The 25,887-nt window shown below is 71.6% G+C and carries 16 protein-coding genes; 9 read left to right on the plus strand and 7 right to left on the minus strand.

Features of this window, described 5'->3' with window-relative positions:
- Nucleotide 1 precedes the first annotated feature (1 nt).
- Together OG521_05870 and OG521_05875 are read right to left on the minus strand one after the other, a co-directional pair.
- The gene (locus tag OG521_05870; GenBank protein WUW20341.1) at nt 2-1,186 is read right to left on the minus strand and encodes a GDSL-type esterase/lipase family protein; all 1,185 of its coding nucleotides are present in this window, start codon (nt 1,184-1,186) and stop codon (nt 2-4) included.
- A gap of 64 nt (nt 1,187-1,250) precedes the next feature.
- Nucleotides 1,251-1,820 carry a TetR/AcrR family transcriptional regulator gene (locus OG521_05875; GenBank protein ID WUW20342.1) on the minus strand — a complete coding sequence of 190 codons (570 nt, stop codon included), beginning with the start codon at nt 1,818-1,820 and terminating at the stop codon, nt 1,251-1,253.
- Nucleotides 1,821-2,048: 228 nt separating this feature from the next.
- Here OG521_05875 and OG521_05880 point away from each other — a divergent pair, with 228 nt between their 5' ends.
- Together OG521_05880 and OG521_05885 are read left to right on the plus strand one after the other, a co-directional pair.
- Nucleotides 2,049-3,416, plus strand: a complete 1,368-nt coding sequence (locus OG521_05880; GenBank protein ID WUW20343.1) for a cytochrome P450 — start codon at nt 2,049-2,051, stop codon at nt 3,414-3,416.
- A gap of 180 nt (nt 3,417-3,596) precedes the next feature.
- Nucleotides 3,597-4,133 (plus strand): DUF4232 domain-containing protein, encoded by a 537-nt coding sequence (locus OG521_05885; protein ID WUW20344.1) that lies wholly within the window; start codon nt 3,597-3,599, stop codon nt 4,131-4,133.
- A 60-nt stretch (nt 4,134-4,193) separates the two neighbouring features.
- On the opposite strand, the gene yicI is transcribed toward OG521_05885, so the two are convergent.
- Both yicI and OG521_05895 read right to left on the minus strand, forming a co-directional pair.
- Nucleotides 4,194-6,458 carry an alpha-xylosidase gene (gene yicI / locus OG521_05890; protein WUW20345.1) on the minus strand — a complete coding sequence of 755 codons (2,265 nt, stop codon included), beginning with the start codon at nt 6,456-6,458 and terminating at the stop codon, nt 4,194-4,196.
- A 61-nt stretch (nt 6,459-6,519) separates the two neighbouring features.
- Complete coding sequence (locus OG521_05895) at nt 6,520-9,414, minus strand: glycoside hydrolase family 3 C-terminal domain-containing protein (protein WUW20346.1); 2,895 nt, start codon at nt 9,412-9,414, stop codon at nt 6,520-6,522.
- A 456-nt stretch (nt 9,415-9,870) separates the two neighbouring features.
- On the opposite strand from OG521_05895, the gene OG521_05900 reads away from it, so the two are divergent.
- The 7 genes from OG521_05900 (at nt 9,871) to OG521_05930 (ending at nt 21,057) form a co-directional block, all read left to right on the plus strand.
- Complete coding sequence (locus tag OG521_05900; GenBank protein WUW20347.1) at nt 9,871-11,544, plus strand: extracellular solute-binding protein; 1,674 nt, start codon at nt 9,871-9,873, stop codon at nt 11,542-11,544.
- A gap of 100 nt (nt 11,545-11,644) precedes the next feature.
- Entirely contained in the window at nt 11,645-12,772 is a 1,128-nt protein-coding gene (locus OG521_05905) for an ABC transporter permease subunit (protein WUW20348.1), read from the plus strand.
- Complete coding sequence (locus OG521_05910) at nt 12,769-13,740, plus strand: carbohydrate ABC transporter permease (protein ID WUW20349.1); 972 nt, start codon at nt 12,769-12,771, stop codon at nt 13,738-13,740. The genes OG521_05905 and OG521_05910 overlap by 4 nt, the downstream gene beginning before the upstream one ends.
- 63 nt (nt 13,741-13,803) lie before the next feature.
- Nucleotides 13,804-16,053, plus strand: coding sequence for a 1,4-beta-glucanase (locus OG521_05915; GenBank protein WUW20350.1), 2,250 nt, complete (start codon nt 13,804-13,806; stop codon nt 16,051-16,053).
- Between the two features lie 22 nt (nt 16,054-16,075).
- Nucleotides 16,076-18,052 (plus strand): beta-galactosidase, encoded by a 1,977-nt coding sequence (locus tag OG521_05920; GenBank protein ID WUW20351.1) that lies wholly within the window; start codon nt 16,076-16,078, stop codon nt 18,050-18,052.
- On the plus strand, nt 18,049-20,301 hold the full coding sequence (locus OG521_05925; GenBank protein WUW20352.1) for a glycoside hydrolase family 95 protein: 2,253 nt from the start codon (nt 18,049-18,051) through the stop codon (nt 20,299-20,301). Before OG521_05920 ends, OG521_05925 begins: the two co-directional genes overlap by 4 nt.
- 42 nt (nt 20,302-20,343) lie before the next feature.
- Nucleotides 20,344-21,057, plus strand: a complete 714-nt coding sequence (locus OG521_05930) for a hypothetical protein (GenBank protein WUW20353.1) — start codon at nt 20,344-20,346, stop codon at nt 21,055-21,057.
- A 64-nt stretch (nt 21,058-21,121) separates the two neighbouring features.
- Here OG521_05930 and OG521_05935 read toward each other — a convergent pair whose 3' ends face one another.
- The 3 genes from OG521_05935 to OG521_05945 form a co-directional block, all read right to left on the minus strand.
- Entirely contained in the window at nt 21,122-22,129 is a 1,008-nt protein-coding gene (locus tag OG521_05935) for a LacI family transcriptional regulator (GenBank protein WUW20354.1), read from the minus strand.
- Nucleotides 22,130-22,441: 312 nt separating this feature from the next.
- Nucleotides 22,442-24,523, minus strand: coding sequence for a pectinesterase family protein (locus tag OG521_05940; GenBank protein WUW20355.1), 2,082 nt, complete (start codon nt 24,521-24,523; stop codon nt 22,442-22,444).
- A 100-nt stretch (nt 24,524-24,623) separates the two neighbouring features.
- Nucleotides 24,624-25,598 carry an arabinan endo-1,5-alpha-L-arabinosidase gene (locus tag OG521_05945; GenBank protein WUW20356.1) on the minus strand — a complete coding sequence of 325 codons (975 nt, stop codon included), beginning with the start codon at nt 25,596-25,598 and terminating at the stop codon, nt 24,624-24,626.
- Nucleotides 25,599-25,887: the final 289 nt, after the last annotated feature.

A 25,887-nucleotide genomic window follows, 5' to 3' on the forward strand; every position in this document is an offset into this window, starting at 1 on the left:
CTCAGACGCCGTCAGCGGCGAAAGGCCCGTCGCCGCTGAAGACCTGGCCGGCGAAGCGCTCGCCCATGCGGCGGTGGGTCGCCGCGTCCGGGTGGAGCGCGTCCGGCAGGGGCAGTTCCGCGACGTCCTGCTCGCCGTAGAGACCGCGGCCGTCGAGGTAGTACAGGTGCGGGTCGTCGGCGGCGCGCTGCCGCACCACCCGGTCCAGTTCCTCCCGGATGACCTGGAGCGTCAGCTTCCCGGCCGCGCGCTCCGCCGGGTCGCCCATGGCACGGAAGCTGAGCTTTCCCTCGGCGAGGCCGGAGAAGTCGGGCGCGCTGGGGCCCGGGGTGTCCTCGTGGATGGGGCACAGGATCGGCGAGACGACCAGGAGCGGGGTGTCGGGGTGGCCCTCGCGCAGGGTGTCGAGGAATCCGTGCACGGCCGGGGTGAAGGCGCGCAGCCGCATCAGGTCGCTGTTGACGACGTTGATGCCGATCTTGACGCTGATCAGGTCCGCGGGGGTGTCACGCATCGCGCGGGCGGTGAACGGGTCGAGCAGCGCGCCGCCGCCCAGGCCCAGGTTGATCAGCTCCACTCCGCCGAGGGAGGCGGCGAGGGCGGGCCAGGTGGTGGTGGCGCTCGCCGCGTTCGAACCGTGGCTGATCGAGCTGCCGTGGTGCAGCCAGGTCCGGCGCCCCCGGTCCGGGGCGGGCTCGACCGGGGCGTCGGTGCGCAGCGCGACGAGTTCGGTGCCCTCGTTGTACGGCAGCCAGAGCTCGACGTCCTTGTCCTCATCGCCCAGACCGTCGAACCGGACGGTGCCCACCGGGCCGGGCCGGAAGTCGACGGAGCCGGTGGTCATGTCGACCGTGAGGACGTGGCCTCCGCTCGCGTCGGCCTGGGCGGCGAGACGTCCGTCGACGACGAGGTCGTAGACACCGTCGGGGCGGGACGGTGCGCCGGTGTACTCCGTCTTGGTCCGCAGCGCGTCCAGCTCGATGACACCGGCCCGGGTGCGGAACACCAGCCGTACGCCGGAGGGCTGGGCCTCCGTCATGGCCACCTGGCCGTCGGGGTACTGGGCGCGGGCACGGGCGGGCAGCCGGTGCGGGCGCAGGCCGTGCTCGGTCCGCTCCAGGTCGAGGGCGCCGCGCAGGAGGCCGGCGGTGAGGGGTGTGGTGATCAGTTCGGTTCCGGTGTCCATGTGTCTCTGCCTGTTGCTCGGTGGGGGTGAGGTCGCGGCGGTGGCGCCGGGGCGGTACGGGAGGTCAGGGGGCCGGCCAGTTGCGCAGCAGGGCGTCGAGGGCGTCCACGACGCGCGTCCAGGACTCCTGCGAGTCGGGGGCGCTGTGGCTGAACCCGCCCTGCAGTTCCAGGCTGACGTAGCCGTGGAAGACGCTGCCCAGCAGCCGGACCGCGTGCGTCTGGTCCGGTTCGGTCAGGTCGTAGCCGCGCAGGATCGCGCGCGTCATCTGCGCGTGTCGGACCCCGGCGCTGGCGACGGCCGTCTCCGGGTCGAGCCTGAACTGTGCCGCGGCATAGCGGCCGGGGTATTCCCGGGCGTAGTCGCGGTAGACGTTCGCGAAGGCGCTCAGGGCGTCCTTGCCGGCCCGGCCGGCCAGTGCGGCGGCACCCCGGTCGGCGAGCTCCTCCAGCGCGAGCAGCGCGATCCTCGTCCTCAGGTCGTGGGAGTTCCTCAGGTGCGAGTAGAGGCTGGCGACCTTGACGTCGAACCTGCGGGCGAGCGCCGACACGGTCACCTGCTCGAAGCCGACCTCGTCGGCCAGCTCCGCACCGGCCTGCGCCAGGCGGTCCGGGGTCAGTCCTGCACGCACCATCGGCTTCTCCTCGTTCTCGGCATCACCCATCATGCATTTGCCTAATACCTTTAGGCAAATGGGATCGACATTTAGGGGCGCCGACGGGCCGGATCCGCCTTGCCGATCACGCCTCGGGGCGGCGGCGCCATCCGCGACATGTCCGGGCTACTCTCGACAACTCACGTACTCCACAAGGCCGGTGACGCGCGACCCAGCCCGGCCGGACATTCAGAGCGGAGACCTTTCATGTCCACGGAGACCGGCCCGGCCGTCGATGCCGGACCGCGCGGCCACAGGATCGTCCCGGGCCCCAAGGGGCTGCCCTTCCTCGGGAACATGCCGCAGTTCGGCAAGAACCCCCTCGCGTTCTTCGAGCGGCTGCGCGGCCACGGAGACCTGGTCCAGTGGCGTTTCGGCCCCAACTCATGCGTGTTCATAGCCGATCCGGAGTGCATAGGCGAACTGCTCACCGAGACGGAACGCACCTTCGACCAGCCCGCGCTCGGCATCGCCTTCCGTACCGTGATGGGCAACGGAGTAGTGGTCGCGCGCGGGGCCGACTGGCGGCGCAAGCGCTCGCTCGTGCAGCCGTCGGTGCGCCCCAAGCAGGTCCGGTCGTACGCGGCGACCATGGCGGGCAGCACGGTGGAGCTCGCGGACACCTGGTCGGGCGGCCGGCGCATCGACATCAAGCGGGAGATGGCGGCGCTGACACAGAAGATCGCCGTCCGCACCATCTTCGGCGTCGACACCCCCGCCGACGCCGAGGCGATGGGCCGGGCGATGGATGTGGCGCAGGCGGAGATCGGCAAGGAGTTCGCGGGGATCGGCGCACTGCTGCCGGACTGGGTCCCGACCCCGGGCCGGGCCAGGATCAAGAAGGCCGCCGCGGTCATCGACGCCGAGGTGGGCCGGGTGGTCGCCCGGCACCGCGAGGGCACGGACGACCGCCCCGACCTGCTGAGCCGGCTCCTCACCGCCGTCGACGAGACCGGGGCGAAGCTCGACGACCGGGAGATCCGCGACGAGACCGTCACCCTCTACATCGGCGGCCACGAGACGACGAGTTCGACGCTGGTGTGGGCCTGGTACCTCCTGTCCCGCAACCCCGGGGCGCGGGCGGCGCTCTCCGAGGAGCTGGACCGGGTGCTCGGCGACCGCGAGCCGGGCTTCGACGACTACGCACAGCTCCCGTACACCCAGGCGGTGGTCAAGGAGACGCTGCGGCTCTACCCGACGATCTGGCTGGTCACCGGGGTCGCGAAGGAGGGCGCCCGGATCGGCGGGCTGCCGATCCCGGAGGGCACCAGGGTGTGGAGCAGCCAGTGGGCCACCCACCGGGACGAGCGGTGGTTCCCGGAGCCGGAGGAGTTCCGCCCCGAGCGCTGGGACCCGGAGACGGGCGACGAGATCGCGGAGTACGCCTGGTTCCCGTTCGGCGGCGGCCCGCGGGTCTGCCTGGGCACCCGGTTCGCGATGGTCGAGGCGGTGCTGATCCTGGCGGTGCTCGCGCGGCGCTTCGACCTGGACGTCGATCCGGGCACGGTCAACCCGGTGCCGACCCTGACGCTCCAGCCCGACCGCGAGGTGATGGCCACGGTCCGGGCGCGCTAGGGCCGGGCGGCGGCCGAGCAGGCGGGCACCGGGCGACACAGATGCTGAACCGATATGTCCGATCTATCGCCATGAACCGGGCATACCGTTCAGAATGTGCGTGTCGGCCGTAGCGGCCACCGTGGCCCCCGGGCCACGACCACACGCTGTCGATCCATGCCGATCCAGGGGAGACACATCATGCGTCCGAGTTCCGCTCTCACCGCCGCCCTCACCGCGGCGGCCGCCCTGGCCCTGACCGCCACCGGGGCGTCGGCCACGGCCGGCGCGGCCACCCACGGGCCGTCGGGCCGCCCGGCCCACTGCCAGGAGAAGGCCCTCAGGATCTCCGCATCGCCCGGCGGGCAGCACAACGTGGCGCGCATCGCCGTCACCAACCGGGGCGGCCGCACCTGCGTCGTGGACCGCATCCCGACGATCACGTTCCGGGGTCTCGACGGCTCGGCCCAGCCGGTCCCGCCCGCCACCAGCGGCTCGTACGTGCTCTCGCCGGGCGAGCGCGGGTACGCCGCCGTCCGCACGGCGGAGCGGGGCACCCGTCACGGACACGTCGTCCGCAGCCTGTCGGTGGCGGCGGACCCCGCGCACTACGGGGTCACGTTCGGCGCGGCCGCCGTGGGCATGGACCGGGGCATCCGGGTGTGGGAGCCGGTGACCACGCTGTGGCACACCTCGCGGGGCGCGGCGGACCGGGCCCTGGCCCGCGCGACGCACTGACCCCGCGGAGGCGGGGACCCGGAGCCGCCAGCGGCCGTGGGTCCCCGCCAGGGCGACGCGCTAAAGCGTCACCGTGCCCGTTCCCTCCCCCGTGGCTCCCGTCGTCTCCGCGACCACGCGGTACGGGCGGTCCGTGCCCTCGGCGGTGACGGTCAGGCTCTCCCCGTCCCGGACGATCCGGAACACGGCGGCGGTCTCGCCCGTCAGGTCCGGCACCACGACCGGCCGGCTGTCGTCGCCGGCGCCGAAGACGCGCAGCGTGAGCCCGTCCAGCCAGTCGCTGTCGGGGCGCTGGTCGTCCGCGCCCCAGGGGAGCACCGCGCCGGGGCGCACCAGGACCGGCAGGCTGTCGAAGCCGTGGGTCTCGTGGCGCCACACCGGCCCGGTGACCGTCTCGCCGGTCAGCAGGACCGTCCAGGTGCCCTCGGGGACGTAGTACTCGACCTGTCCGTCCTCCGTGAAGACGGGCGCGACCAGAAGGTCGGGGCCGAGCATGTACTGGCGGTCCAGCATCCGGGTCGTCGGGTCCCCGGGGAACTCCAGCAGCATGGGGCGCATCATCGGGATGCCGGTGCGGTGGGCGGTGGCCGCCGCCCCGTACAGGTACGGCATCAGCCGGTGCTTGAGCAGGGTGAACTTCCGGGCGACGTCCACCGCCTCCTCGCCGAACGCCCACGGCACCCGGTAGGACACGTTGCCGTGCAGCCGGCTGTGCGAGGACATCAGGCCGAAGGCGAGCCAGCGCTTGAAGACGGCCGGGTCGGGGGTGCCCTCGAAGCCGCCGATGTCATGGCTCCAGAAGCCGAAGCCGGACAGCGAGAGGGAGAGCCCGCCGCGCAGTGACTCGGCCATCGCGGTGAAGGAGGCGAAGCAGTCGCCGCCCCAGTGCACCGGGTACTGCTGGCCGCCCGCCGTCGCCGAGCGGGCGAAGAGGACCGCCTCGCCGTGGCCGCGCTCCTTCTCCAGGAGTTCGAAGACCGTGCGGTTGTAGATCTGTGCGTAGTAGTTGTGCATCCGCTCCGGGTCGGAGCCGTCGTGCCAGACGACGTCCGTGGGGATGCGCTCGCCGAAGTCCGTCTTGAAGCAGTCGACGCCCTGGTCGAGCAGGACCCGCAGTTTGCTGTTGTACCACTCGCACGCGGCGGGGTTGGTGAAGTCGACCAGGGCCATGCCCGGCTGCCAGAGGTCCCACTGCCAGATGTCGCCATTGGGCCGGCGCACCAGGTGGCCCAGTTCGGCGCCCTCGGCGAAGAGCGCGGACTTCTGGGCGATGTACGGGTTGATCCACATGCTGATCCGCAGGCCGCGTTCCTTGAGCCGGGCCAGCATGCCCTCCGGATCGGGGAAGACCTCGGGGTCCCACAGGAAGTCCGACCACTGGTACTCCCGCATCCAGAAGCAGTCGAAGTGGAAGACGGACAGCGGGATGTCGCGTTCGGCCATCCCGTCGACGAAGGAGGTGACGGTCTCCTCGTCGTACGAGGTGCAGAAGGACGTGGTGAGCCACAGTCCGAACGACCAGGCCGGCGGCAGGGCGGGGCGGCCGGTCAGTGCGGTGTAGCGGGCCAGCACCTCCTTGGGCGTCGGCCCGGCGACGATGTAGTACTCCAGCGACTGGTCCTCGACGCTGAACTGCACCTGGCCGACCGACTCCGAGCCGATCTCGAAGGAGACCTTGCCGGGATGGTTGACGAAGACGCCGTAGCCGCGCGAGGAGAGGTAGAACGGGATGTTCTTGTAGGCCAGTTCACTGCTGGTGCCGCCGTCGGCCTGCCAGATGTCGACGGTCTGGCCGTTCTTGACGTACGGCGTGAAGCGCTCGCCGAGTCCGTAGACGTTCTCGCCCACGTCCAGGGCGAGTTGGGCGACCATGTGGTGGCTGCCGTCCGGTGTGGTGGCGAAGGCGGTGCCCTTGGCGTCGACGCCGGTCAGCCGGTGGCCCTCGGCGTCGAGGAAGCTCAGGCCCCAGGGTCCGTCGCCGTCCATGCGCAGGGTCAGCGGGCCGCTGGTGAGTTCGGTGACCGCCCCGTCCCGCCGGGTGCGGGCCCCGGCGGCCGCCGGGTCGAGGCCGGGCAGCGCGAAGTCCGGTCCGCGGTGGACCCGTCCGGCGTGATGGGTGGCCCGCACGCCGATGACGCCCTCGGCCGGGGAGAAGCAGTCGACCGTGATGAGCGGGGTGTTGAGGGTGTCGCCGCGCTCGGCGACACGCTTGACCGCCGCGTGGGCGGTGAACCGGTCGTCGCCGACGCGCAGATCGCGGATCTCGGTCGCGTAGGAGGCGCGTACGCCCTCACGCATGAGCCAGAAGCCGTCGGTGAACTTCATGCGGACTCCTTGCCGGGGGCAGCCGGCGGGACGGGAACAGGGGTGCGTGGAGCGGCCGGGTTCACTCGTCGTCCCCGGTGAAGCCGATCCGGGCGAGGCGGACCGTGCCGCGCAGCGTGACGCGCAGATCGCCGGTGCCACGGGCGCTCAGCGCGGCCGGCACGGTGCGGTGGTCGTACGGTCCGGACGTGGCGGCGACGGGGACGGTGACCGTGGTCCCGCCGACGGTGACCAGGACCTCCCCCTCCCCCGCGGCGGACACCTCGATCCCCCGCACTCCGGCAGCGAAGTCGCAGCGGCGGTAGAGGAGTTCGTTGCTCTCCGCGACGGCGGTGACGGCGTCGCCGTCCGTCCTCGTCCGGTCGGTGATCTCGGTGCCCAGCTGCTCGTCGTAGTCGGCCGCGTCCAGACCGCGGGCCAGGACCGGCCGCGGTCCGGAGGGTTCGCCGTCGACGGTGACGACGGCGACGGTCCTGATGTCGGTGCTGGAGGCGCCCGCCTGGATCTCGTACGCGCCGGGCTCGACCGTCCAGCGGCCGTGCGCGACGTCCCAGTGACCGAGCTCGGTGACCGGGACGGTGAAGTCCACGCGCTCGGCGGCGCCGGGTGCCAGGTGCAGCCGGCGGTGGCCGGCCAGCTGGCGCAGCGGCCGGACGACGGACGGGGCCACCGCCCGTACGTACAGCTGGGCGACCTCGTCGGCGGCGACGGTGCCGGTGTTGGTGACGGTGAGCGAGACGCTCAGCCGGTCGCCCTCGCGGTCGGCGGTCAGGGAGCTGTAGGTGAACTCGCTGTAGGAGAGGCCGTGGCCGAACGGGTAGAGCGGGGTGCCCTCGTAGTAGAGGTACGTCTGCCGGGAGCCGATGATGTCGTAGTCCAGCAGGCCGGGCAGCTCCGCGTCGGAGGTGTACCAGGTCTGCGGCAGCCGGCCGGCCGGGGAGACGTCGCCCGCCAGGACGCGGGCGAGCGCGGTTCCGGCGGACTGGCCGCCGTGCGCGGTCCACAGCAGGGCGGGGAGCGTGGCCGCCGCGTCGGTGAGGGCGTACGGGTAGGCGGAGGTGACCGCGAGCACGGTGCGCGGGTTGGCGGCGTGGGCGGCGCGCCAGAGGCGTTCCTGCTGGGCCGGGAGGTCGAGGGTGGTGCGGTCCTCGGTCTCGCGGCCGTTGATGTGCGGGTCGTTGCCGGCGACCACGATCACCGTGTCGGCGGCGGCCGCGGCGCGGGAGACGGCGTCCTCGCCCCGCTGGGTCACCTCCAGCTCGAAGACCGTCCCGGCAGCCGGAACCGAGCCGGAGGCTCCTTCGCCGGGGCCGGAAACTTCTTCGCCCGGCGCGGCAACCTTTACGCCGTCGGCGGCGACAGAGACATACCTACCCGTTCCCACGTGCAGAAGGCGGTGCCCGCCCGCATGCCCCTCCGCCGCCTCCAGACGGAACGTCTCCTGGACGATCCAGCCGCCCGGCTCGTCCGCGGAGGCGCGTACGTACCCGTCCTCGGCGACCGAGAGATAGCGGCCGGCCGGTTCCCGCAGGGTGATCACGCCGTCGCCCCAGTCGACGAGCGCCAGCTCGGACGGGGTGTCGCCGCAGGTCAGCGGGGGCAGGTCGGTACGGCCCGCGAGCAGCGCCGGGTCGAGGGCGCCTTCCGCGCCGCGCACCGGTTCCGCGCCCGCCGCCGCCTCGGGAATCCGCAGCCAGCCGTCCGCGCACCTCAGCCGGACCAGGTCGGTGCCCTCCTCGAAGACGACGTGCTCCGCGCCGAAGCGTTCCCGGAGGCCGTCCAGCGGGGTGGAGCGGTGGATCAGCGTGCCGCTGTACCAGTCGAGTTTGCAGGCGTCCGCGAGGAGTCCGACGACGGCGACGGTCTCGCCTGCTGCGGGGTCGAGCGGCAGCAGGCCCTCGTTCCTGAGCAGTACGACGGCCTGCTCGGCGGCCTCCAGGGCGAGCGCCCGGTGCTCCTCGGTGTCGAAGTCGGCGGTGTCCGCGTACGGGTCGAGCTCCGGGTCGAACTCGCCGAGCGAGAAGCGCAGTTCGAGCAGCCGGCGGACGGCGGTGTCGATGTCGTGCTCGTCGAGGAGTCCGCGTTCCAGGGCGCCCTTGACGCGGCCGGTCATGACGGACGAGTCCTGGCCGTGGTCGGTGAAGCTGTCGACACCCGCGCGCAGCGAGGCGGCCGTGGCCTCCTCGTGGGTGTCGAAGTAGTGCTCGGAGTCGACGAGGTTGGACGGCGCCCCGGCGTCCGAGCAGACCACGAGGGACCGGTCGGTCCAGGCGCGCAGCTGCTGGGACAGGAGCGGCGAGAGGTGGTTGGGCCGCCCGTTGACCAGGTTGTACGCCGGCATGACCCCGGCCACCGCGCCCGCCCGCACGGCGTCGCGGAAGGCCTTGAGGTCGTACTCGTGCAGGACCCGCGGGCGGACGGAGGACGAGGCGGTGTCGCGGTCGGTCTCGTTGTTGTGGGCGAGCCAGTGCTTGAGGACGGGGGCGGTCCGCCAGTAGAGCGGATGGTCGCCGCGCAGTCCCCGGGTGTACGCGACCGCGATGGCGGAGGTCAGTCCGGCGTCCTCCGAGTACCCCTCCTCGCCGCGCCCCCACAGCGGGTGGCGCAGCAGATTCACGGTAGGGGCCCAGACGTTGAGGCCGACGCGGTCGTCCTGGGCGCGCTTGGCGCGGACCTCGTTGCCGACCGCCTCGCCGACGCGGCGCACCAGTTCGCCGTTCCAGGTGGCGCCCAGCCCGACGGCCTGCGGGAACATCGTCGCCGGCCCCATCCAGGCGACGCCGTGCAGGGCCTCCTGCCCGGTCCGGAAGGCGCCGAGCCCGAGCCGGCCGACCGCGGGTGCGAACTGGTGCAGCATCGCGATGCGCTCGTCGAGCGTGAGCCGCTGAAGCAGATCGTCGACGCGCTTGGCGAAGGGCAGCTGCGGGTCGCGGAAGGGCTGCGGTTGTTCCGTCACGTGCGGGTCCCCTTGGAGAGGTGGGAGGTTTTCCGGTGCCAGTGCCTCGTGCGAGCGGCCGAGGAGCCTCGGAAGATCTTTCGAAGCGCTTCGATGCTCTGTGGCCAACCCCGCACGTGTCAAGGCCTCGCACCTGACCTCCGTACGCCGCACGCCCCCATTGCGCCGGGAAACGGTTCGGAAACAGGTCGGAGGAATCTCGAAACGGACTCTTGTGCGGCAAGGGACCTTCACTTAACCTCGCTGCAACATCGAAGCGCTTCGACAGAGTTTCGATGGGGCGCCCGGCGCCCGTGATTTCCCGGGACGGCGACAGGTTCTGCCGCCCGGCTGTTGAACCGCTTCACCTGGGGCCGGTCACACCGGCCCAGCCAGCAACGCCCCACCTCAGACACAGGAACCGAACGGCGGTCGCCCGCCACGTGTCGTCCTGGTGCGCCTCGAAGGGTTGACGCAATGACGCCGAATTCCTCCCCCTCCTCCACGGCTCCGAGCCGGAGAAGCTTCCTCGCCACGGGCGCGGTCGCCGCCGTCGCCGTGGCCGGCGGGGTACCGCTGCTCGCCGCGTGCGGCGGCTCCGGCTCCGGTTCCGGGAGCAAGGAGGGCGCGACAACGGGCAAGGCCCTCAAGAAGGTTGTGCCGTCCTACGCCCCGCTGAACCTGGTCCAGCCCGATGTCGCGAGCGTCAACGGTTCGAGCCCCGGCTTCACCAAGCTGCCCGACCCGCTGGTCGTCTCGGTGAAGTCGGTCCCCGGCAAGGGCTCGAAGTTCCGGGTCATGACGCCGCTGTGGGGAACGGTCCCGAAGAAGAACAACCCGTACTACACGGCCGTGAACAAGGCCGTCGGCGCCACGCTCGACTTCGACCCGCAGGACGGCAACACCTACCAGGACAAGATCGGCGCGGTCCTCGCCGGTTCCGACATCCCGGACGTCATGACCATCCCGGGCTGGAACATGGTGGGCCAGATCCGCAACGCGATCAGCGCCAAGTTCGCGGACCTGTCCCCCTTCCTGGCGGGCGACGCCGTCAAGAAGTACCCGAACCTGGCGAACATCCCGACGGGCGCCTGGCAGTACTCCGTCTTCGGCGGCAAGCTGCGCGGCCTGCCCATGCCGACGCCGGTCATCGGCAACGCGATCTTCTACCGCAAGGACCTGATCGGCTCCGGCCCCGTGCCGGCCAGCGCGGACGACCTGCTGGCCTTCGGCAAGGAGTACACCGCTCCCAAGAAGAAGGTGTGGGCCTTCGACGACCTCTGGACCTGCATCCAGAAGATCTACGGCCTGCTGCCCGACGCGCCGCACTACTGGCAGCTGGAGAACGGCAAGCTGGTCCACAAGATCGAGACGAAGGAGTACCGCGAGGCACTCGCCTTCGCCCGCAAGCTCCACGACGGCGGGTACGTCCACCCGGACGCCGAGGCCAACAAGGACGCCGACGCCAAGATCCGCTTCACCAGCGGCCACGTGGTCATGTACAACGACGGCACCGGCGGCTGGAAGGGCATGGTCACCGAACAGGCCACCGCCAACCCGAAGTTCGACATGCAGGCACTGGACTTCTTCAACCAGGACGGCGGCAAGCCGGTCCTGTGGCAGGACGACCCTGCCGGCATCTTCACCTTCCTCAGCAAGAAGCTCTCCAAGGCGCAGATCGAGGAGTTCCTCGCGATCGCCGACTACGCGGCGGCGCCGTACGGCACCGAGGAGTTCATGCTCACCAACTACGGCGTGAAGGGCACCCACTACACGCTGAAGGACGGTGCGCCGACCTTCACCCCGCAGGGTGTCCAGGAGGCGCAGCCCTCCACCTTCCTCTTCCTCGCCTCGCCCCCGACCTCCATCGCCTACCCGGACCAGCCGCAGCTGGCCAAGGACTACGCGGGCTGGATGGCGCGCCAGGCCCCGAACATCAAGAAGCCGCTCTTCTTCGGCATGCAGGTCGTCGAACCTCAGCGGTACGCCTCCCTGTACACCCCCTTCGACGACCTCCAGAAGGACATCCGCCGGGGGCGCAAGAAGGTCAGCGACATCGACGAGGCCGTCAATACCTGGAAGAAGAGCGGCGGCGACAAGCTGCGCGACTGGTACCAGGACATCCTCGACAAGAACGGCTCCGGCAACTGACGCGTACCAGGCACAGCAGCCGTACGCAGGACAGCACGAGGGCCGCCGGGCGCACGACCCCCGGCGGCCAGGGCGGAGAGCACGACATGGGGAGCACACGGTGAAGCCACGGGCCACGGTCGCGACCGACCCGGACCGCACCGCCGACGGGGCCGACGCCCCGGCCGGCGGCGGCGGTGACGGAGACGGAAAAAGCGGCAGGGAAGACAGCGTCGGAAGGGCGGGCGGGGCGCGGACGACCCGCAGCCGCCGTACCCGTTCGCCGAGGAGCGGACCGGCGAGGGCCGGGACCGGATCCGGACCGCAGGCGGGCGGCATCACCTGGCGGCAACGGCTGCGGCGCGACCGCACCCTGGTGCTGATGACCCTGCCGGCCATCGCCCTGCTGCTGATCTTCAACTACATCCCGCTGCTCGGGAACATCGTGGCCTTCCAGGACTACGACGTGTACGACCTGGGCATCACCGGCAGTCCCTTCGTCGGCTTCGACAACTTCACCCGGATCTTCGAGGACTACCGCTTCTGGGAAGTCCTCATCAACACCCTGGTCATCTTCGTCACCCAGCTCGTCCTGTTCTTCCCCATCCCGATCGCCATCGCACTGCTGGTCAACACGATCATGAGCGCACGGGTGCGGGCCTGGGTCCAGGCGGTCGTCTATCTGCCGCACTTCTTCTCCTGGGTGCTCGTCGTCACCGTCTTCCAGCAGATGTTCGGCGGCGCCGGGCTGGTCGCCCAGTGGCTGCGCGAGCACGGCCACGAAGGCTTCGACCTGATGACCAACCCAGGGTTCTTCAAGTTCCTGGTCTCCGCCCAGGCGGTCTGGAAGGACGCGGGCTGGGGTGTGATCGTCTTCCTCGCCGCGCTCGCCGCCGTCAACACCGATCTGTACGAGGCCGCGGCCGTGGACGGCGCCGGCCGGTGGCGCCGCATGTGGCACGTCACGCTGCCCGCGCTGCGTCCGGTCATCGCGCTCCTGCTCGTCCTGCGGGTCGGCAGCGCGCTCAACCTCGACTTCGAGCAGATCCTGCTCCAGCGCGACCAGGTCGGCGCCGGAGCGTCCGAGATCCTCGACACCTACATCTGGTGGACGGGCATCAAGACCGGCGACTTCGGCTACGCGGCCGCCGCCGGCATCTTCAAGGGGCTGTTCAGCGTCGCCATGGTGCTGGGTGCCAACAAGGTCGCCCACATGCTGGGCGAGCAGGGGGTGTACTCCAAGAAATGACAACTCTCCTGGAACTCGAGAAGGACCCGGCCGGACCCGCGCCGCGCGCGGAGACCCCGCTCCAGCGTGCCCTCCGGACGGAGCCGCGTCCGGTGTGGGAGGAGGAGCCCACCAAGGCGGGCCTCGCCTTCAAGGGCTTCGGCCTCGTCGCGATCTGCGCGGTCGTGATCGTCCCGATCTGGGTGGTGCTCGTCACCAGCCTCTCCGACACCAAGGCCATCAACGACGCGGGCGGACTGGTCGTCTGGCCCAGGAGCATCACCTTCGTCGCGTACAAGGAGCTCCTCAGCGGGGGTGCGGTGACGCGTGCGGCGGCCGTGAGCGTGGGCCTCACCGTCGTCGGCACCGCGGTCAGCATGGTGGTCTCGATCCTGTGCGCGTACGGGCTGAGCCGCCGCGACTCTTACGCCCACCGGCCGCTGCTGATGACGCTGATGGCGACGATGTTCTTCGGCGCCGGCCTCATCCCGACCTATCTGCTGGTCACCGGCATCGGGCTGAGCGACAGCTACTGGTCGATGATCCTGCCCAGCGCGATCAGCGTCTTCAACGTGCTGGTCCTGCGCGGCTTCTTCATGGACACCGCGCCCGAACTCATCGACGCGGCCCGCATCGACGGGGCCGGCGAGTGGCGGATCCTGCTCCAGATCATCATGCCGCTGTCGCGTGCGGTGATCGCCGTGATCTCGCTTTTCTACGCGGTGGGTTACTGGAGCCAGTGGTTCAACGCGATGCTCTACATCCAGGACAGCGAGAAGTACCCGCTGCAGATGATCCTGCGTCAGCTGGTCCTCCAGCACCAGGTGCCGCCGGGTGCCATGGGCGCGGCGGTCAGCAACGGGTCGATCAACAGCCTGGCCGTGCAGATGGCCGTCATGATCCTCGCCCTGATCCCGGTCGCGATCCTGTCGCCGTTCGTCCAGAAGCACTTCCAGAAGGGCATGCTCACCGGCGCCGTGAAGGGCTGATCCGCCCCGCGGCCCCGGCCCCCCCCCTGTCTCCCCTCCCCCCGTCCGGAAGGTGTTCTCGCCATGCGCGATTCCAGCGCGCCCACGCCCCGTCGCAGAACCGTGCTCGCGGGGGCGGCCGTCGCCGCGGCCGCGGCCGCCCTGCCGGCCGCCGGCCCCGCCTCGGCCTCGGCGGGGCACCACCACGCGGACGGCGGCGCCGAACCGCACCGCTGGCGGACCGCGGCGATCGGCGGGACGGGTTTCGTCACCGGGCTGCTGTTCCACCCCTCCGTGAAGGGACTGGCGTACGCCCGCACCGACATCGGCGGCGCCTACCGCTGGGACGGGGCGAAGGCCCGGTGGACCGCGCTCACCGACCACCTCGGCTGGGACGACTGGAACCTCCTCGGCATCGAGGCGCTCGCCGTCGACCCGGCGCACCCGGACCGTCTCTACCTGGCCTGCGGTACGTACGCCCAGGACTGGGCCGGCCCCGGCGCGGTGCTCCGCTCCGAGGACCGGGGCGCGACCTGGCGGCGGAGCGACCTGACGGTGCGGCTGGGCGCCAACGAGGACGGGCGCGGGGCCGGCGAGCGGCTGCTCGTCGATCCGCGGGACAGCGACACGCTGTGGCTCGGCACCCGGCACGACGGGCTGCTGCGCTCCGCCGACCGGGGTGCGACCTGGGCGCCCGTCGACTTCCCGGCCACCGCGTCCGCGAACGGGCAGGGCGTGATGTTCCTCGCCGCCGCGGGCCGGGTGGTCTACGCGGGCTGGGGCGACGGGGGCGCCGCGCTGCACCGTACGGACGGTTCAGGCGGCTGGGAGGCCGTGCCCGGGCAGCCGTCCGGGAGCGCGGCGGTGAAGGTGCCGGTCCGGGCGGCGTACGACGCCCGCGACCGGGCGCTGTACGTCACTTACGCGGACGCCCCGGGCCCCAACGGCCAGTCCGACGGTTCGGTGCACCGGCTCGACACCGTGACGGACACCTGGCGCGAGGTCACCCCGGTGGCTCCGGACGCGGCGGCCGGTGACGGCTTCGGCTACGGCGGTGTCGCCGTCGACGCGCGCCGGGCCGGGACGCTCGTCGTCACGACGAACAACCGCTGGTCGCGGATCGACACGGTGTTCCGCTCCACCGACGCCGGCGCCACCTGGGCGTCGCTCAAGGACACCGCGGTCCTCGATGTCGCGGAGACCCCCTATCTGCGCTGGGGCGGGGATTCGGCGAAGTTCGGCTGGTGGATCCAGACCGTGGCCGTCGACCCGTTCGACTCGCGCCACATCGTCTTCGGGACGGGCGCGACGGTCTTCGGGACGCGGGACCTGGTCCACTGGGCCCCGGAGATCCGGGGTCTCGAGGAGTCGTCCGTACGGTTCCTGATCGCCCCGCCGGGCAAGGGCGCCCGGCTGCTGAGCGGCCTGGGCGACATCGGGGTGATGTACCACGACTCGCTGACCGCGTCCCCGTCGCGGGGCATGGCGTCGAACCCGGTCTTCGGCACGGCCACGGGTCTCGCGCTCGCCGCGCTGAAACCCTCGTACGTCGTACGGACGGGCTGGCCGTCGGGCTCCACGGCGGCCGGGGCGTCCTCGGACGACGGCGGCAGGACCTGGCGGCCGTTCGCGGCCCAGCCGGAGATCGCCGCGTCGGCCCCCGGGCCGGTCGCGGTCTCGGCGGACGGTTCGGTGCTGCTCTGGTCGTTCGTCCACTGGGACGGCACCAAGTACCCGGCCCACCGGTCCACGGACGGCGGAGCGACCTGGACCGAGGTCGCCACCTTCCCGAAGGGCGCCGCCCCGGTCGCCGATCCGCTCGACCCGCGGCGCTTCTACGTCTACGACACCGACACCGGCGCGGTCTTCCACTCCGCCGACGCCGGTGCGACCTTCGCCCGCGGCGCGTCCGGACTCCCCTCCGGGGACGTGCAGTTCAAGGTGGCGGCGGCGCCCGGCCGCAGCGGTGACCTGTGGCTCTCCGCGAAGGACAACGGACTGTTCCGCTCGACGGACGGCGGGCTCACGTTCACGGCGGTGGCCGGCTGCCAGGCCTCGCACGCGCTGGGATTCGGCAGGGCGGCGCCGGTGAAGGGGCGAAAGCGGGCCGGTGCCGGCTATCCGGCGGTCTTCCAGACGGGACGGGTCTCCGCGACGCACGACGGCGTGGCCGTGCTGCGTTCGGACGATGCGGGCGCCACCTGGGTCCGGATCAACGACGACTCCCACCAGTGGGGGTGGACCGGTGAGGTGATCACCGGCGACCCCCGCGTCCACGGCCGTGTCCACCTGGGCACCAACGGCCGCGGCATCCAGTACGCAGAACCCGAATAGGCACGAAGGAACGAGAGACGCCATGCCGTCCCTGCGCGACGCGGCCCGTGGCCGCATCCTCTTCGGAGGCGACTACAACCCCGAGCAGTGGCCCGAGGAGGTGTGGGAGGACGATGCCCGGCTGATGAAGGAGGCCGGGGTCAACTCCGTCACCCTCGGCGTCTTCTCCTGGGCCAAGATCGAACCGCGCCCGGGAGCGAGGGAGTTCGGCTGGCTGGACCGGCTGATGGACCTGATGCACGCGAACGGCATCGGCGTGGTGCTCGCCACCCCCACCGCGTCCCCGCCGCCCTGGATGGGGGCGCGGCACCCGGAGACGCTGCCGCGCGCGGAGGACGGCTCGGTCGTCTGGTACGGCTCGCGCCAGCAGTTCTGCGCCAGCTCACCCGTCTACCGGCGCTACGCCGCCGCGCTCACCGAGGACCTCGCCGCACGGTACGCGGACCATCCGGCGCTCACCGTGTGGCACATCAACAACGAGTACTGCACGCACTGCTGGTGCGACGAGACGGGCGCCCACTTCCGCCGCTGGCTGCGCAGCAGGTACGGCACGGTGGACGCGCTCAACGAGGCCTGGGGCACCGCCTTCTGGAGCCAGCGCTACGACTCCTGGACGGAGATCCTGCCGCCGCGCAAGGCGCAGTACATGAAGAACCCGGCGCAGGTGCTGGACTTCAAGCGGTTCACCTCCGACGCGCTGATGGAGTGCTACGTCGCCGAGCGGGACATCGTCGCCCGGCACACCCCGCACATCCCGGTCACGACGAACTTCATGCCGCTGTGGTCGGGTCAGGACGCCTGGGCCTGGTCGGCGCAGGAGGACATCGTCTCCGTCGACATCTATCCGGACCCCCGGGACCCGCAGGCCGGTCAGTACAACGCGATGCTCGCCGACATGACGCGCTCGCAGGCCGGCGGTCCGTGGATGCTGATGGAGCAGGCGGCGGGGCCCGTCAACTGGCGGGGCGTCAACCACCCCAAGCCCGAGGGCCTGAACCGGCTCTGGTCGCTGCAGTCCGTGGCGCGCGGCGCCGACGCCGTCTGCTACTTCCAGTGGCGGCAGTCCCGGCAGGGCTCCGAGAAGTTCCACTCCGGGATGCTCACCCACGCCGGTGAACACGGCCGCACGTTCCGCGAGATCAGGCGGCTGGGGGCGGAACTCGCCCTGCTCGGACCGGCCGTCGGCGGCGGCGACGTGCCCGCCGATGTGGCCGTCCTGCACGACTGGGACTCCTGGTGGGCGGGCGCCCAGGAGGGCAGGCCGTCCTCGCTGCTGGACTACACCGAGGTGGTGCAGCGCTGGCACCGGGCGCTGTGGGAGAACGGCGTGGTCACGGAGTTCGCCCGCCCCGACGCGGACCTGAGCCGGTTCAAGGCGGTCGCCGTCCCGCACCTGTACCTGCTCGACGACGCCGCGGTCGACAACCTGGTCGCGTACGCGCAGGGCGGCGGGCGGCTGGTCTGCGGCTTCTTCAGCGGGATCGCGGACGTGGACGACCGCATCAGGCCGGGCGGCATGGACGTCCGGCTGCGTGAGCTGTTCGGCATCCGCACCCTGCACGAGTGGTGGCCGCTGGACGCCGGTGCGACCGTGGCCTGCGACGGCTTCGAGGGCAGCCTGTGGTCGGAGGAACTGGAGGCGTCGGAGGGCACCGAGGTGGTCGCCTCCTACCGTGACGGCGAGCTGGCCGGGCTGCCCGCGGTGCTGCGCAGGGGCCGGGCCCACTACCTGTCGACGCTGCCGGAACCGGCGGCGCTGCGGGCGCTGCTCGGTGACGTGGTGCGGGAGGCCGGCGCGGAGCCGGTGCTCGCCGGTCTGCCCGCGGGCGTGGAGGCGGTGCGCCGCGGCGGTCTCCTCTTCCTGCTGCACCACGGCCGCGAGACCGTCACCGTGGAGGTGCCGGGCACGCACGAGGACCTGCTGACGGGACGGACCGTCGAGGACCGGGTCGAGCTGGGCCGCTACGGCGTGGCCGTGCTGCGGAGCGCCGCGCCATGACCCTGCGCGCGGACATCGACGGCACGTGGGAGCCGAGCCCCGCGACCCGCTGGGAGGACGCCTTCCTCGGCGGCAACGGCCGGCACGGCGCGATGGTGTACGGGGATCCGGCCGACGACCGGGTCATCGTCAACCACCACTCGCTGGTCCGGCCCAACGGCAGCGAACACGCCCGCCCGCCGGAGCTCGCGGACCGGCTGCACCAGATGCAGAGCGCCCTGCTCACCGGGGACACCACGGCCGCCGAACGGTTCGGGGCGGGGCGGCCGCTGGTGTGGGTCCAGCCCTTCCACCCGGCGTTCCAGACCCGGATCCGCCCCACACCCGGCGCGTCGGCCGGGTCCGAGGACGGGGGTCCGCCGGCGGGCTACCGGCGCACGGTCGACTTCACTACGGGCGAGATCACGGCCGTGTGCGAGGGCCGGCGCAGCCAGGTCTTCGTCTCCCGCGCCGACGACGTCATCGTCCAGCGGGTCACCGGCCCCGGCCTCGCGGTGGATCTGACCCTGGACCACACGCTGCCCGGCGCCCCGCCCCGGCTGGCCATCGGGCGCGGCACCGCGCTGACGCCGGGCGGCGGCCGGCTGGCGCTGCGGGTGGGCTACCCGGACAGCGACCTCGCCTACACCGGGGAGACGGTGGTGCGGGCGGACGGCGGCCGGGTGACGGTCGCGGGCGAGGGCATCCGGATCGAGGGGGCCCGCAGTCTGCTGCTCCTCACCCGGGTGCACCGTCACGCGAGCGGGCCTGACCCGGCCGCGAAGTCCGCCGCGCTGCCGCAGGACGACTACCCGGCGCTGCTCGCCCGGCACCGCGCCCTGCACCGCCCGGCCTTCGAGCGGTCCACCCTGACCCTGGACGCCGATCCGGCCGAACGCGCCTTGCCCGGGAGCGAGTTGCTGCGCCGGCCCGGCAGCCCCGCCCTTCTGGAGCGGCTGTTCGCGGCGGGGCGCTACCACCTGCTCTCTTCTTCGGGTGTGCTGCCGCCCCGGCTGACCGGTCTGTGGACGGGTGACTGGAACACCGCCTGGTCGGGGGCGTTCACCACCAACGCCAACCTCAACCTCCAGATCGCCTCGGCGGCCGCTGCCGCGCTGCCCGAGGTGTCCCGGGCCCATGCCGCCCTGGTGTACGGGCAGCTGGCCGACTGGCGGGACAACGCCCGGGCGATCTTCGGGGCGCGGGGCATCGTCGCCCCCTCCCACACCGACGGCGAGTCCGGGCACACCCGTCACTACCAGCGCGCCTACCCGCTGCATCTGTGGACGGCGGGCGCGGACTGGCTCCTGGAACCGCTGATCGAGGACGCCGAGACGAGCGGGGTGACGGACCCGCGGCTGGTCGACGCGCTGCACGAAGCCGCCCTGTTCTACGAGGACTTCCTGACCCGTACCGCCCCGGACGGCACGGTGGCCGTCGTGCCGTCGTACTCGCCGGAGAACCGTCCGGCCAACGCGAGCTGGGGGACGGTGAACGCGACGATGGACATCGCGGCGGCCCGGCACGCGCTCACCGCGTCGGCCGGCCGCTCCCCCACCCATCCGGCCTCCGCACGGCGGCGGGCGCTCGCCGCCCGGCTCCCGGCGTACCGGGTCAACGAGGACGGGGCGCTCGCCGAGTGGGCGTGGCCGGGCCTGGCGGAGACCTACGACCACCGTCATCTCAGCCACCTCTACCCGGTGTGGCCGCTGGACGCGATCAATCCGTACGACACCCCGGAACTCTCGGCCGCCGCGCACCGCGCACTGGAGCTGCGCGGGTCGGAGAACGACTCCGCCCACGGCCATCTGCACCATGCGCTGATCGCCGCACGGCTGCGGGACGGCGCCCGGGCCTCGGCGGCCCTGGACGCCGTGCTCGCGGGCGACTTCTTCCACGACTCGCTGATGAGCGCGCACTATCCGTCCCGCAACGTCTACAACGCGGACGCGGCTCACGCCCTGCCCGCCGCGGTGATCGAGTCGCTGGTCCAGTCGACACCGCACCGGCTGGTCCTGCTCCCGGCCCCTCCGGCCGGCTGCCCGAGCGGCGAACTGCGCGGTGTGCGGACACGGTTCGGCGCCGGACTGGACCTGCGCTGGTCCGCCGACGGCACCGCGACCGCGGTGCTCCACCCCACCCGTGACGCCCGCGTGGACGTCCGTACGGGCCATGGCAGCACCCTCACCGGTTCCTCCGCCGGAACCCCCTCGGCCCCGCTGGAGCTGACGGCCGGCGTGGACCGCGTCCTCGAACTGGGGCCGCGGTAGCACTCCCCCCACCCCATCCCCCCACCATGGAAAGGGACAACCATGGCACGACGTACCCGCACACTCAGCAGGTTCGTACTGGCCCCGGCCACTGCGGTGGCCGCCCTCATCGGTTTCGCCGCCGCCCCCGCCCAGGCCGCGATCTGGTCCTCGTCGGACCAGTGGGGCAACTACACCACCTCCGACGGCTACACCCTCTACAACAACATCTGGGGATCCGGCGCGGGTTCGCAGTCCATCTGGGCCAACTCAGCGGCGAACTGGGGGGTGTCGGCGAACCACCCGGACACCGGCGGCATCAAGTCGTACCCCAACGCCAAGAAGGTCGTCGGCAAGTCCCTCACCTCGCTGTCGTCGCTCACCAGCACGTACAACGTCACCGTCCCGTCGACGGGTGCCTACAACACCTCGTACGACATCTGGGACAGCGACTACGACTACGAGGTCATGCTCTGGGTCAACTACAACGGCGCCGTGGGCCCGCTCGGCACCCCGCAGGGGAACCTCACGCTCGGCGGTCACACCTGGACCGTCTACAAGGGCGACAACGGGGCCAACCAGGTCTTCTCGTTCCTGCGCACCTCGGACTCCACCGCGGGCACAGTGGACATCCTGCCGATCCTGAAGTGGATCAAGGACACCAAGGGCTGGTGGGGCGACGAGACCATCGGTGACGTCCAGTTCGGCTACGAGATCACCTCGTCACCGGGCGGCCTCGACTTCACGACCAACGGATTCGGTGTCTCCTCCAGCTGATCCGTACGCGCGCGTGAGCCGGTCCCCGCGCGGGGACCGGCTCACGCGCACACGTGTACCGGGGCTACTTCGGTGCGGGTCCCGTGCTCTCGCGCACCGTCAGTTCCGGTGCCAGCAGCTCGACTTCGTCCGTTCCGCGGCCGGAGAGCTTGGCGACGACCTGCTCGACCGAGCGGCGCCCCATCTCCTGCGCGGGAATGGCGACGGAGGTGAGCCGCACGGAGGCCTGCGAGGCCACCTGTTCGGGGCAGATCGCGACCACCGACACATCCTCGGGCACCGCCCGGCCCTGCTGGCGCAACAGGTTGAGCAGGGGTTCCACCGCCGACTCGTTCTGCACGATGAACCCGGTGGTGCCGGGGCGCTCGTCGAAGATCCGCGCCAGGGTCTGCGCCATCGCGGGATAGCCGCCCTCGCAGGGGCGGTGCAGCACGCGCACTCCGGTCTCCCGCGCCTTGGCGCGTATGCCGTCGACCGTCCGCTCGGCGAACCCGGTGTGCCGCTCGTACACCGCGGCGGCCTCGCCGATCACGGCGACCTCCCGGTGGCCGAGGTCCGCGAGGTGTTCCACGCACAGGGCGCCGGTCGCCTCGAAGTCGAGGTCCACACAGGTCAGCCCGTCGGTGTCGGCGGGCAGCCCGATGAGCACGGCGGCCCGGTCCGTCTCGCGCAGCAACGGCAGCCGCTCGTCGTGCAGTTCGACGTCCATGAGGATCATCGCGTCGGCCAGCGAGCTGCCGGCGATGCGCCGCACCGCCGCGGGGCCCTCCTCGCCGGTGAGGAGCAGGACGTCGTAGCCGTGGGTGCGGGCCGTGGTGGCGACCGCGATGGCGATCTCCATCATCACGGGGACGTACATGTCGGTCCGCAGCGGCACCATGAGCGCGATGATGTTCGACCGGCTGCTCGCGAGCGCCCGCGCGCCCGCGTTCGGGTGGTAGCCGAGCTGCTGGATGCTCAGCTCCACCCGCTCCCGGGTGGACACCGAGATGGACCGCTTCCCGCTGAGGACGTAGCTCACCGTGCTCGCGGAGACTCCGGCGTGCTGGGCGACCTCGGCAAGGGTGACCATTCAGCTCTCCATCAAGGGACGTCGTCGGACACCGGCGGGGACACCGGCGCGGAAATCGGCCTGCACCGGCAATCTCGGTCAGATGTGGCGAAGCGCTTCGACTTCGCTCGATCCGCCTGTGACATGCACGGATGATGCGAGCCTAGACCTGCTCGCACAGCGTGTCCAGAGCACTGTCGAAGCGCTTCGACTCACTGGGAGTCCCGACCGTCGGCCGCCCGGGGACGGCAGTGGCGGCAACCGTCCCGGCTACCGCCACGATATGCCCGCCGCCCCGCCCGCAACATCGGCGGGACCGGAGGTTTCCCCGGCTCAGGAGGCCGAAGGGGTCCAGCCGCCCAGCCAGTCGGCGATCTCCTGCCCGGCCGCTTCGCCGTCGCCGAGCTGCGGCCGGTCGCTGCCTGCCGTCCCGGCGCCCGGTCCGTCGTTGCGGTACTCCGCGAACCGGTCGTCCTTCCAGGAGAAGCCGCTCATGTCCGTCCAGGGCGCCGGCCGGATCGCGGCGCTCAGGGTGGTGTCGCGGACGGTGGTCATCGGGTCGAGCGTGGCGTCGCCCCCGGCGTGCCAGGGACGCCCGAGGTAGAAGGTGGCCGCGGAGACGTCGCCGTTGACCGTGGAGTCGTTGATGAGGAAGCCCTTGCGGCCTGCGGCGGTGCTCGGGGCGGTGATGTATCCCGCGGAACTGCCGTCCCAGCGCTTCTTCAGGGTGATGACCGAGGCGTCGATGACGGCGCTCGCCCTGCCGAAGACGAAGTCGACGTTGCCGACGACATAGGAGTCGGTCATGTAGACCCGGCCCAGCCTGTCCTTGGCCGCGGTGTCGAGCAGCAGCGTGTCCTGGTCGCCCTCGGTGATGATCGAGTCGAGGAACACCTGGTCGGCCGCGGTGCGCAGCGCGACCGCCTGCAGTCCGTTCAGGTCCTGGTGGGCGGCCTCGTCGAAGTCGTTGGCGATGGTGAGGTTGCGGGCCTGGAAGCCGTCCGCCTCGGCGGCCACGGTCGCGCTGCCGCTCGTTCCGTACGTCCCCGATCCGTCGGGCTTCTGGGTACCGGAGGCGTTGTCGTACACGATGACGGTGCTCCTGCGGCTGGGGCCGGTGCCCTGGAGGGTGACGTTCTTCTTGGTCGAGGGGATCTTGACAAGTTCGCGGTAGGTGCCGGGCGCGATGGCGATGACGACCCGGGAGGTGTTGCCGGCGGGCACCGCGTTCACTGCGGCCTGCACGGTGCGGTACTGACCACTGCCGTCCTGGGCGACGGTGAGCGTGGCCGCGGCGGCCGCCGCGGCGGCCGCGGTCGTGGCGCGCGGCCCCGCCCCCGCCTTCACCAGCGCGGGCACGTCGGCGGCACTGTCGAGGGCGTACGGGTAGAAGGTGTGCGGGTCGAAGGAGGTGCCGCCGCCGCTCTCGTTGCGTCCGCTCGTGCCGCTGAAGACGCTGCCGCGCTGGACGAGGGTCGCGGTGCCGTCCCGGGTGACGGGGTTGTTCAGCCCCTCGAACCAGCTGTTCTCCAGGACCATGTTCGTGCGGCCCCGGGCGTAGTTGCCGTAGCTGCTGGTGATGTCGGTGCCCGGGTCGTCCTGGAGGAGGTTGTTGTAGAGGTGGGCGTGGGCCACGTTGTCGGTGGACGGGTTGCGCTGCTCGGTCTCGTGGAACCAGTTGTGGTGGATCGTGATGTCGGCGGTGGTGTTCTCGGTCCAGCCGATGCCGAAGGCCTTGTTGTCGTGCTGGAGGCGGTTCCAGGACACGGTGAGGTACGTGGTGTCCTTGCGGCTGTCGATCAGGCCGTCGGCCATGTTCCGCAGGTCGTTGTGGTCGATCCACACGTGGTGGGCGCCGTCCATCTGGATGGCGTCCCAGTCGTGGTCCTTGTCGTTCCAGGTGCCGGCGTAGGAGTCCCGGATCGTCAGATTGCGGATGATGACGTTGTGCACCCCCTGGCCGAGGAAGAACCCGCCGCCGACGATGTGTCCGGAGGTGCCGGAGCCGATGATCGTCTTGTCCGATGCGACCTTGATCTCCTTGCCCTTGGGGTCCATGGTGATGGCCGCCGCGACGACGATGACGTACGGCTGCGCCGCCGTCGCGTACTTCTCCAGGTCAGCGAGGGTGCGCACGGTGACGGTCGCACCGCCGCGCCCGCCGTACGTGCCGTCCTGTCCCAGGGCGTCGACCGAGGCGAATCCGTCGGCCGCCTCGTCTGCCCGGACCGTGGAGGCGGCCGCGGCGGGACCCGGAGCGCTCTGCGCCACGGGCCGGCCGGCCGCCGAGGTGGCGGTGAATCCGGCCACGAGGGCGGTGGCTACCGCTGCCGCAAGCGCCAGTCGGGTTCTGCGGTGGCCGCTGCCTGCCGGCCTGTGGGGGGCGTGCTGTGCCGTTCGGCGATCCGCTGTCATGACCTGAACCGTTCCCGTTGAGGAGTTGTGGCGTTCAGGTACTGGTTGCCGCCGGAGACCGCGGGGTTGCCGGGGCCGGGCACCCGGTGCGCGCGGGTGGTCAGTACGCGACGGGCCAGCCGCTGCTCCAGTTCAGGAGGTTGACGCCGAGCTTCGGGGTCCCGCCGTCCTGACCGTCGTAGTAGTGGTAGACGAGCAGGTCGCCGTCGGAGTCGGCCAGCACCGACTGTCCGCCCGGTCCGATGTAGCGGCCGTGCGACTCCAGCACCGCGGTCCCGCCGTTGTTGAGCATGTTCACGCCGTCGCGGTCGTAGTACGGCCCCGTCACGCTCGTGGCGCGGCCGACCCTGACCTTGTACGTGGAGCTCGTGCCCGCGCAGCAGGTGTCGTACGAGGCGAACAGGTAGTAGGAGCCGTTCCGCTTCACCACGGTCGGTGCCTCGACGGCCTTGGTCCCCGTGGGGCGGGAGGCCAGCGAGCGGCGGGCGGTGTCACCGGCGTCCTGTTTGCCGGTGGACGGGTCGATCCGGATCATCTTGATCCCGGTCCACCAAGAACCGAAGGACAGCCACCACTTCCCGTCGTCGTCCACGAAGAGGCTGGGGTCGATGGCGTTGTAGTCGCTCGACGCGGTGGAGGTGTACACCGTGCCGTAGTCGGTCCAGCTGCCCGGCTGCCCGGTGGCGGAGCCGGCCAGCCCGATGGCCGAGGTGTTCGAGCCGAAGGACGAGACCGCGTAGTACATCAGGTACTTGCCGCCGTGGAACGAGATGTCCGGCGCCCAGGGATCGGAGTCCGCGGAGTAGTTCCTCCACCAGGCCGGCGGGGTGGCGAAGGCCGATCCGGAGCGGCCGAAGGCGGTGCGGTCCGTGGAGGTGCGCAGCTGGAGGCCGTCGCCCGTCGAGTAGAGCAGGTACTGCCCGGAGGCCGTCCGGACCATCGAGGGGTCGTGGACGACGACGTCGCCGGTGACGGTCCCGGGGTTGGGGTAGGCGGACGCGCTGCCCGGCACCAGGGCCAGGAGGAGCGCGGCGGGGAGGGCGGCGAGGGTCCTGCGGCGGAAGGTGCGGCTCATGGGGGGGCCTCCTGCGTTCGGCTCGGAGCGGACCGTGCACCGGGGGAAGTGGAGTGCGTGCACGCGTAAGGCAGTTGCCGCCGCGGGGCGGGAGGTTGCCGCACGCCTCGCGTCCGCGTCCGGGGCGCCCCCGCCCGGACAGCGCCGTGATCAGGTGCCGGGCGCCGGGTCGCCGCACCGGCCCGGCCGTTCCGCCCGGCGGGACGCGCGCGTGTACAGCCGCCGAGCATCGCACTTAGCATCCCGGACGTCGGAAGGTTCCGCGAAGGGGGAGTTCGGATCATGCTGG

Source organism: Streptomyces sp. NBC_01463, assembly GCA_036227345.1.
Classification (GTDB): domain Bacteria; phylum Actinomycetota; class Actinomycetes; order Streptomycetales; family Streptomycetaceae; genus Streptomyces.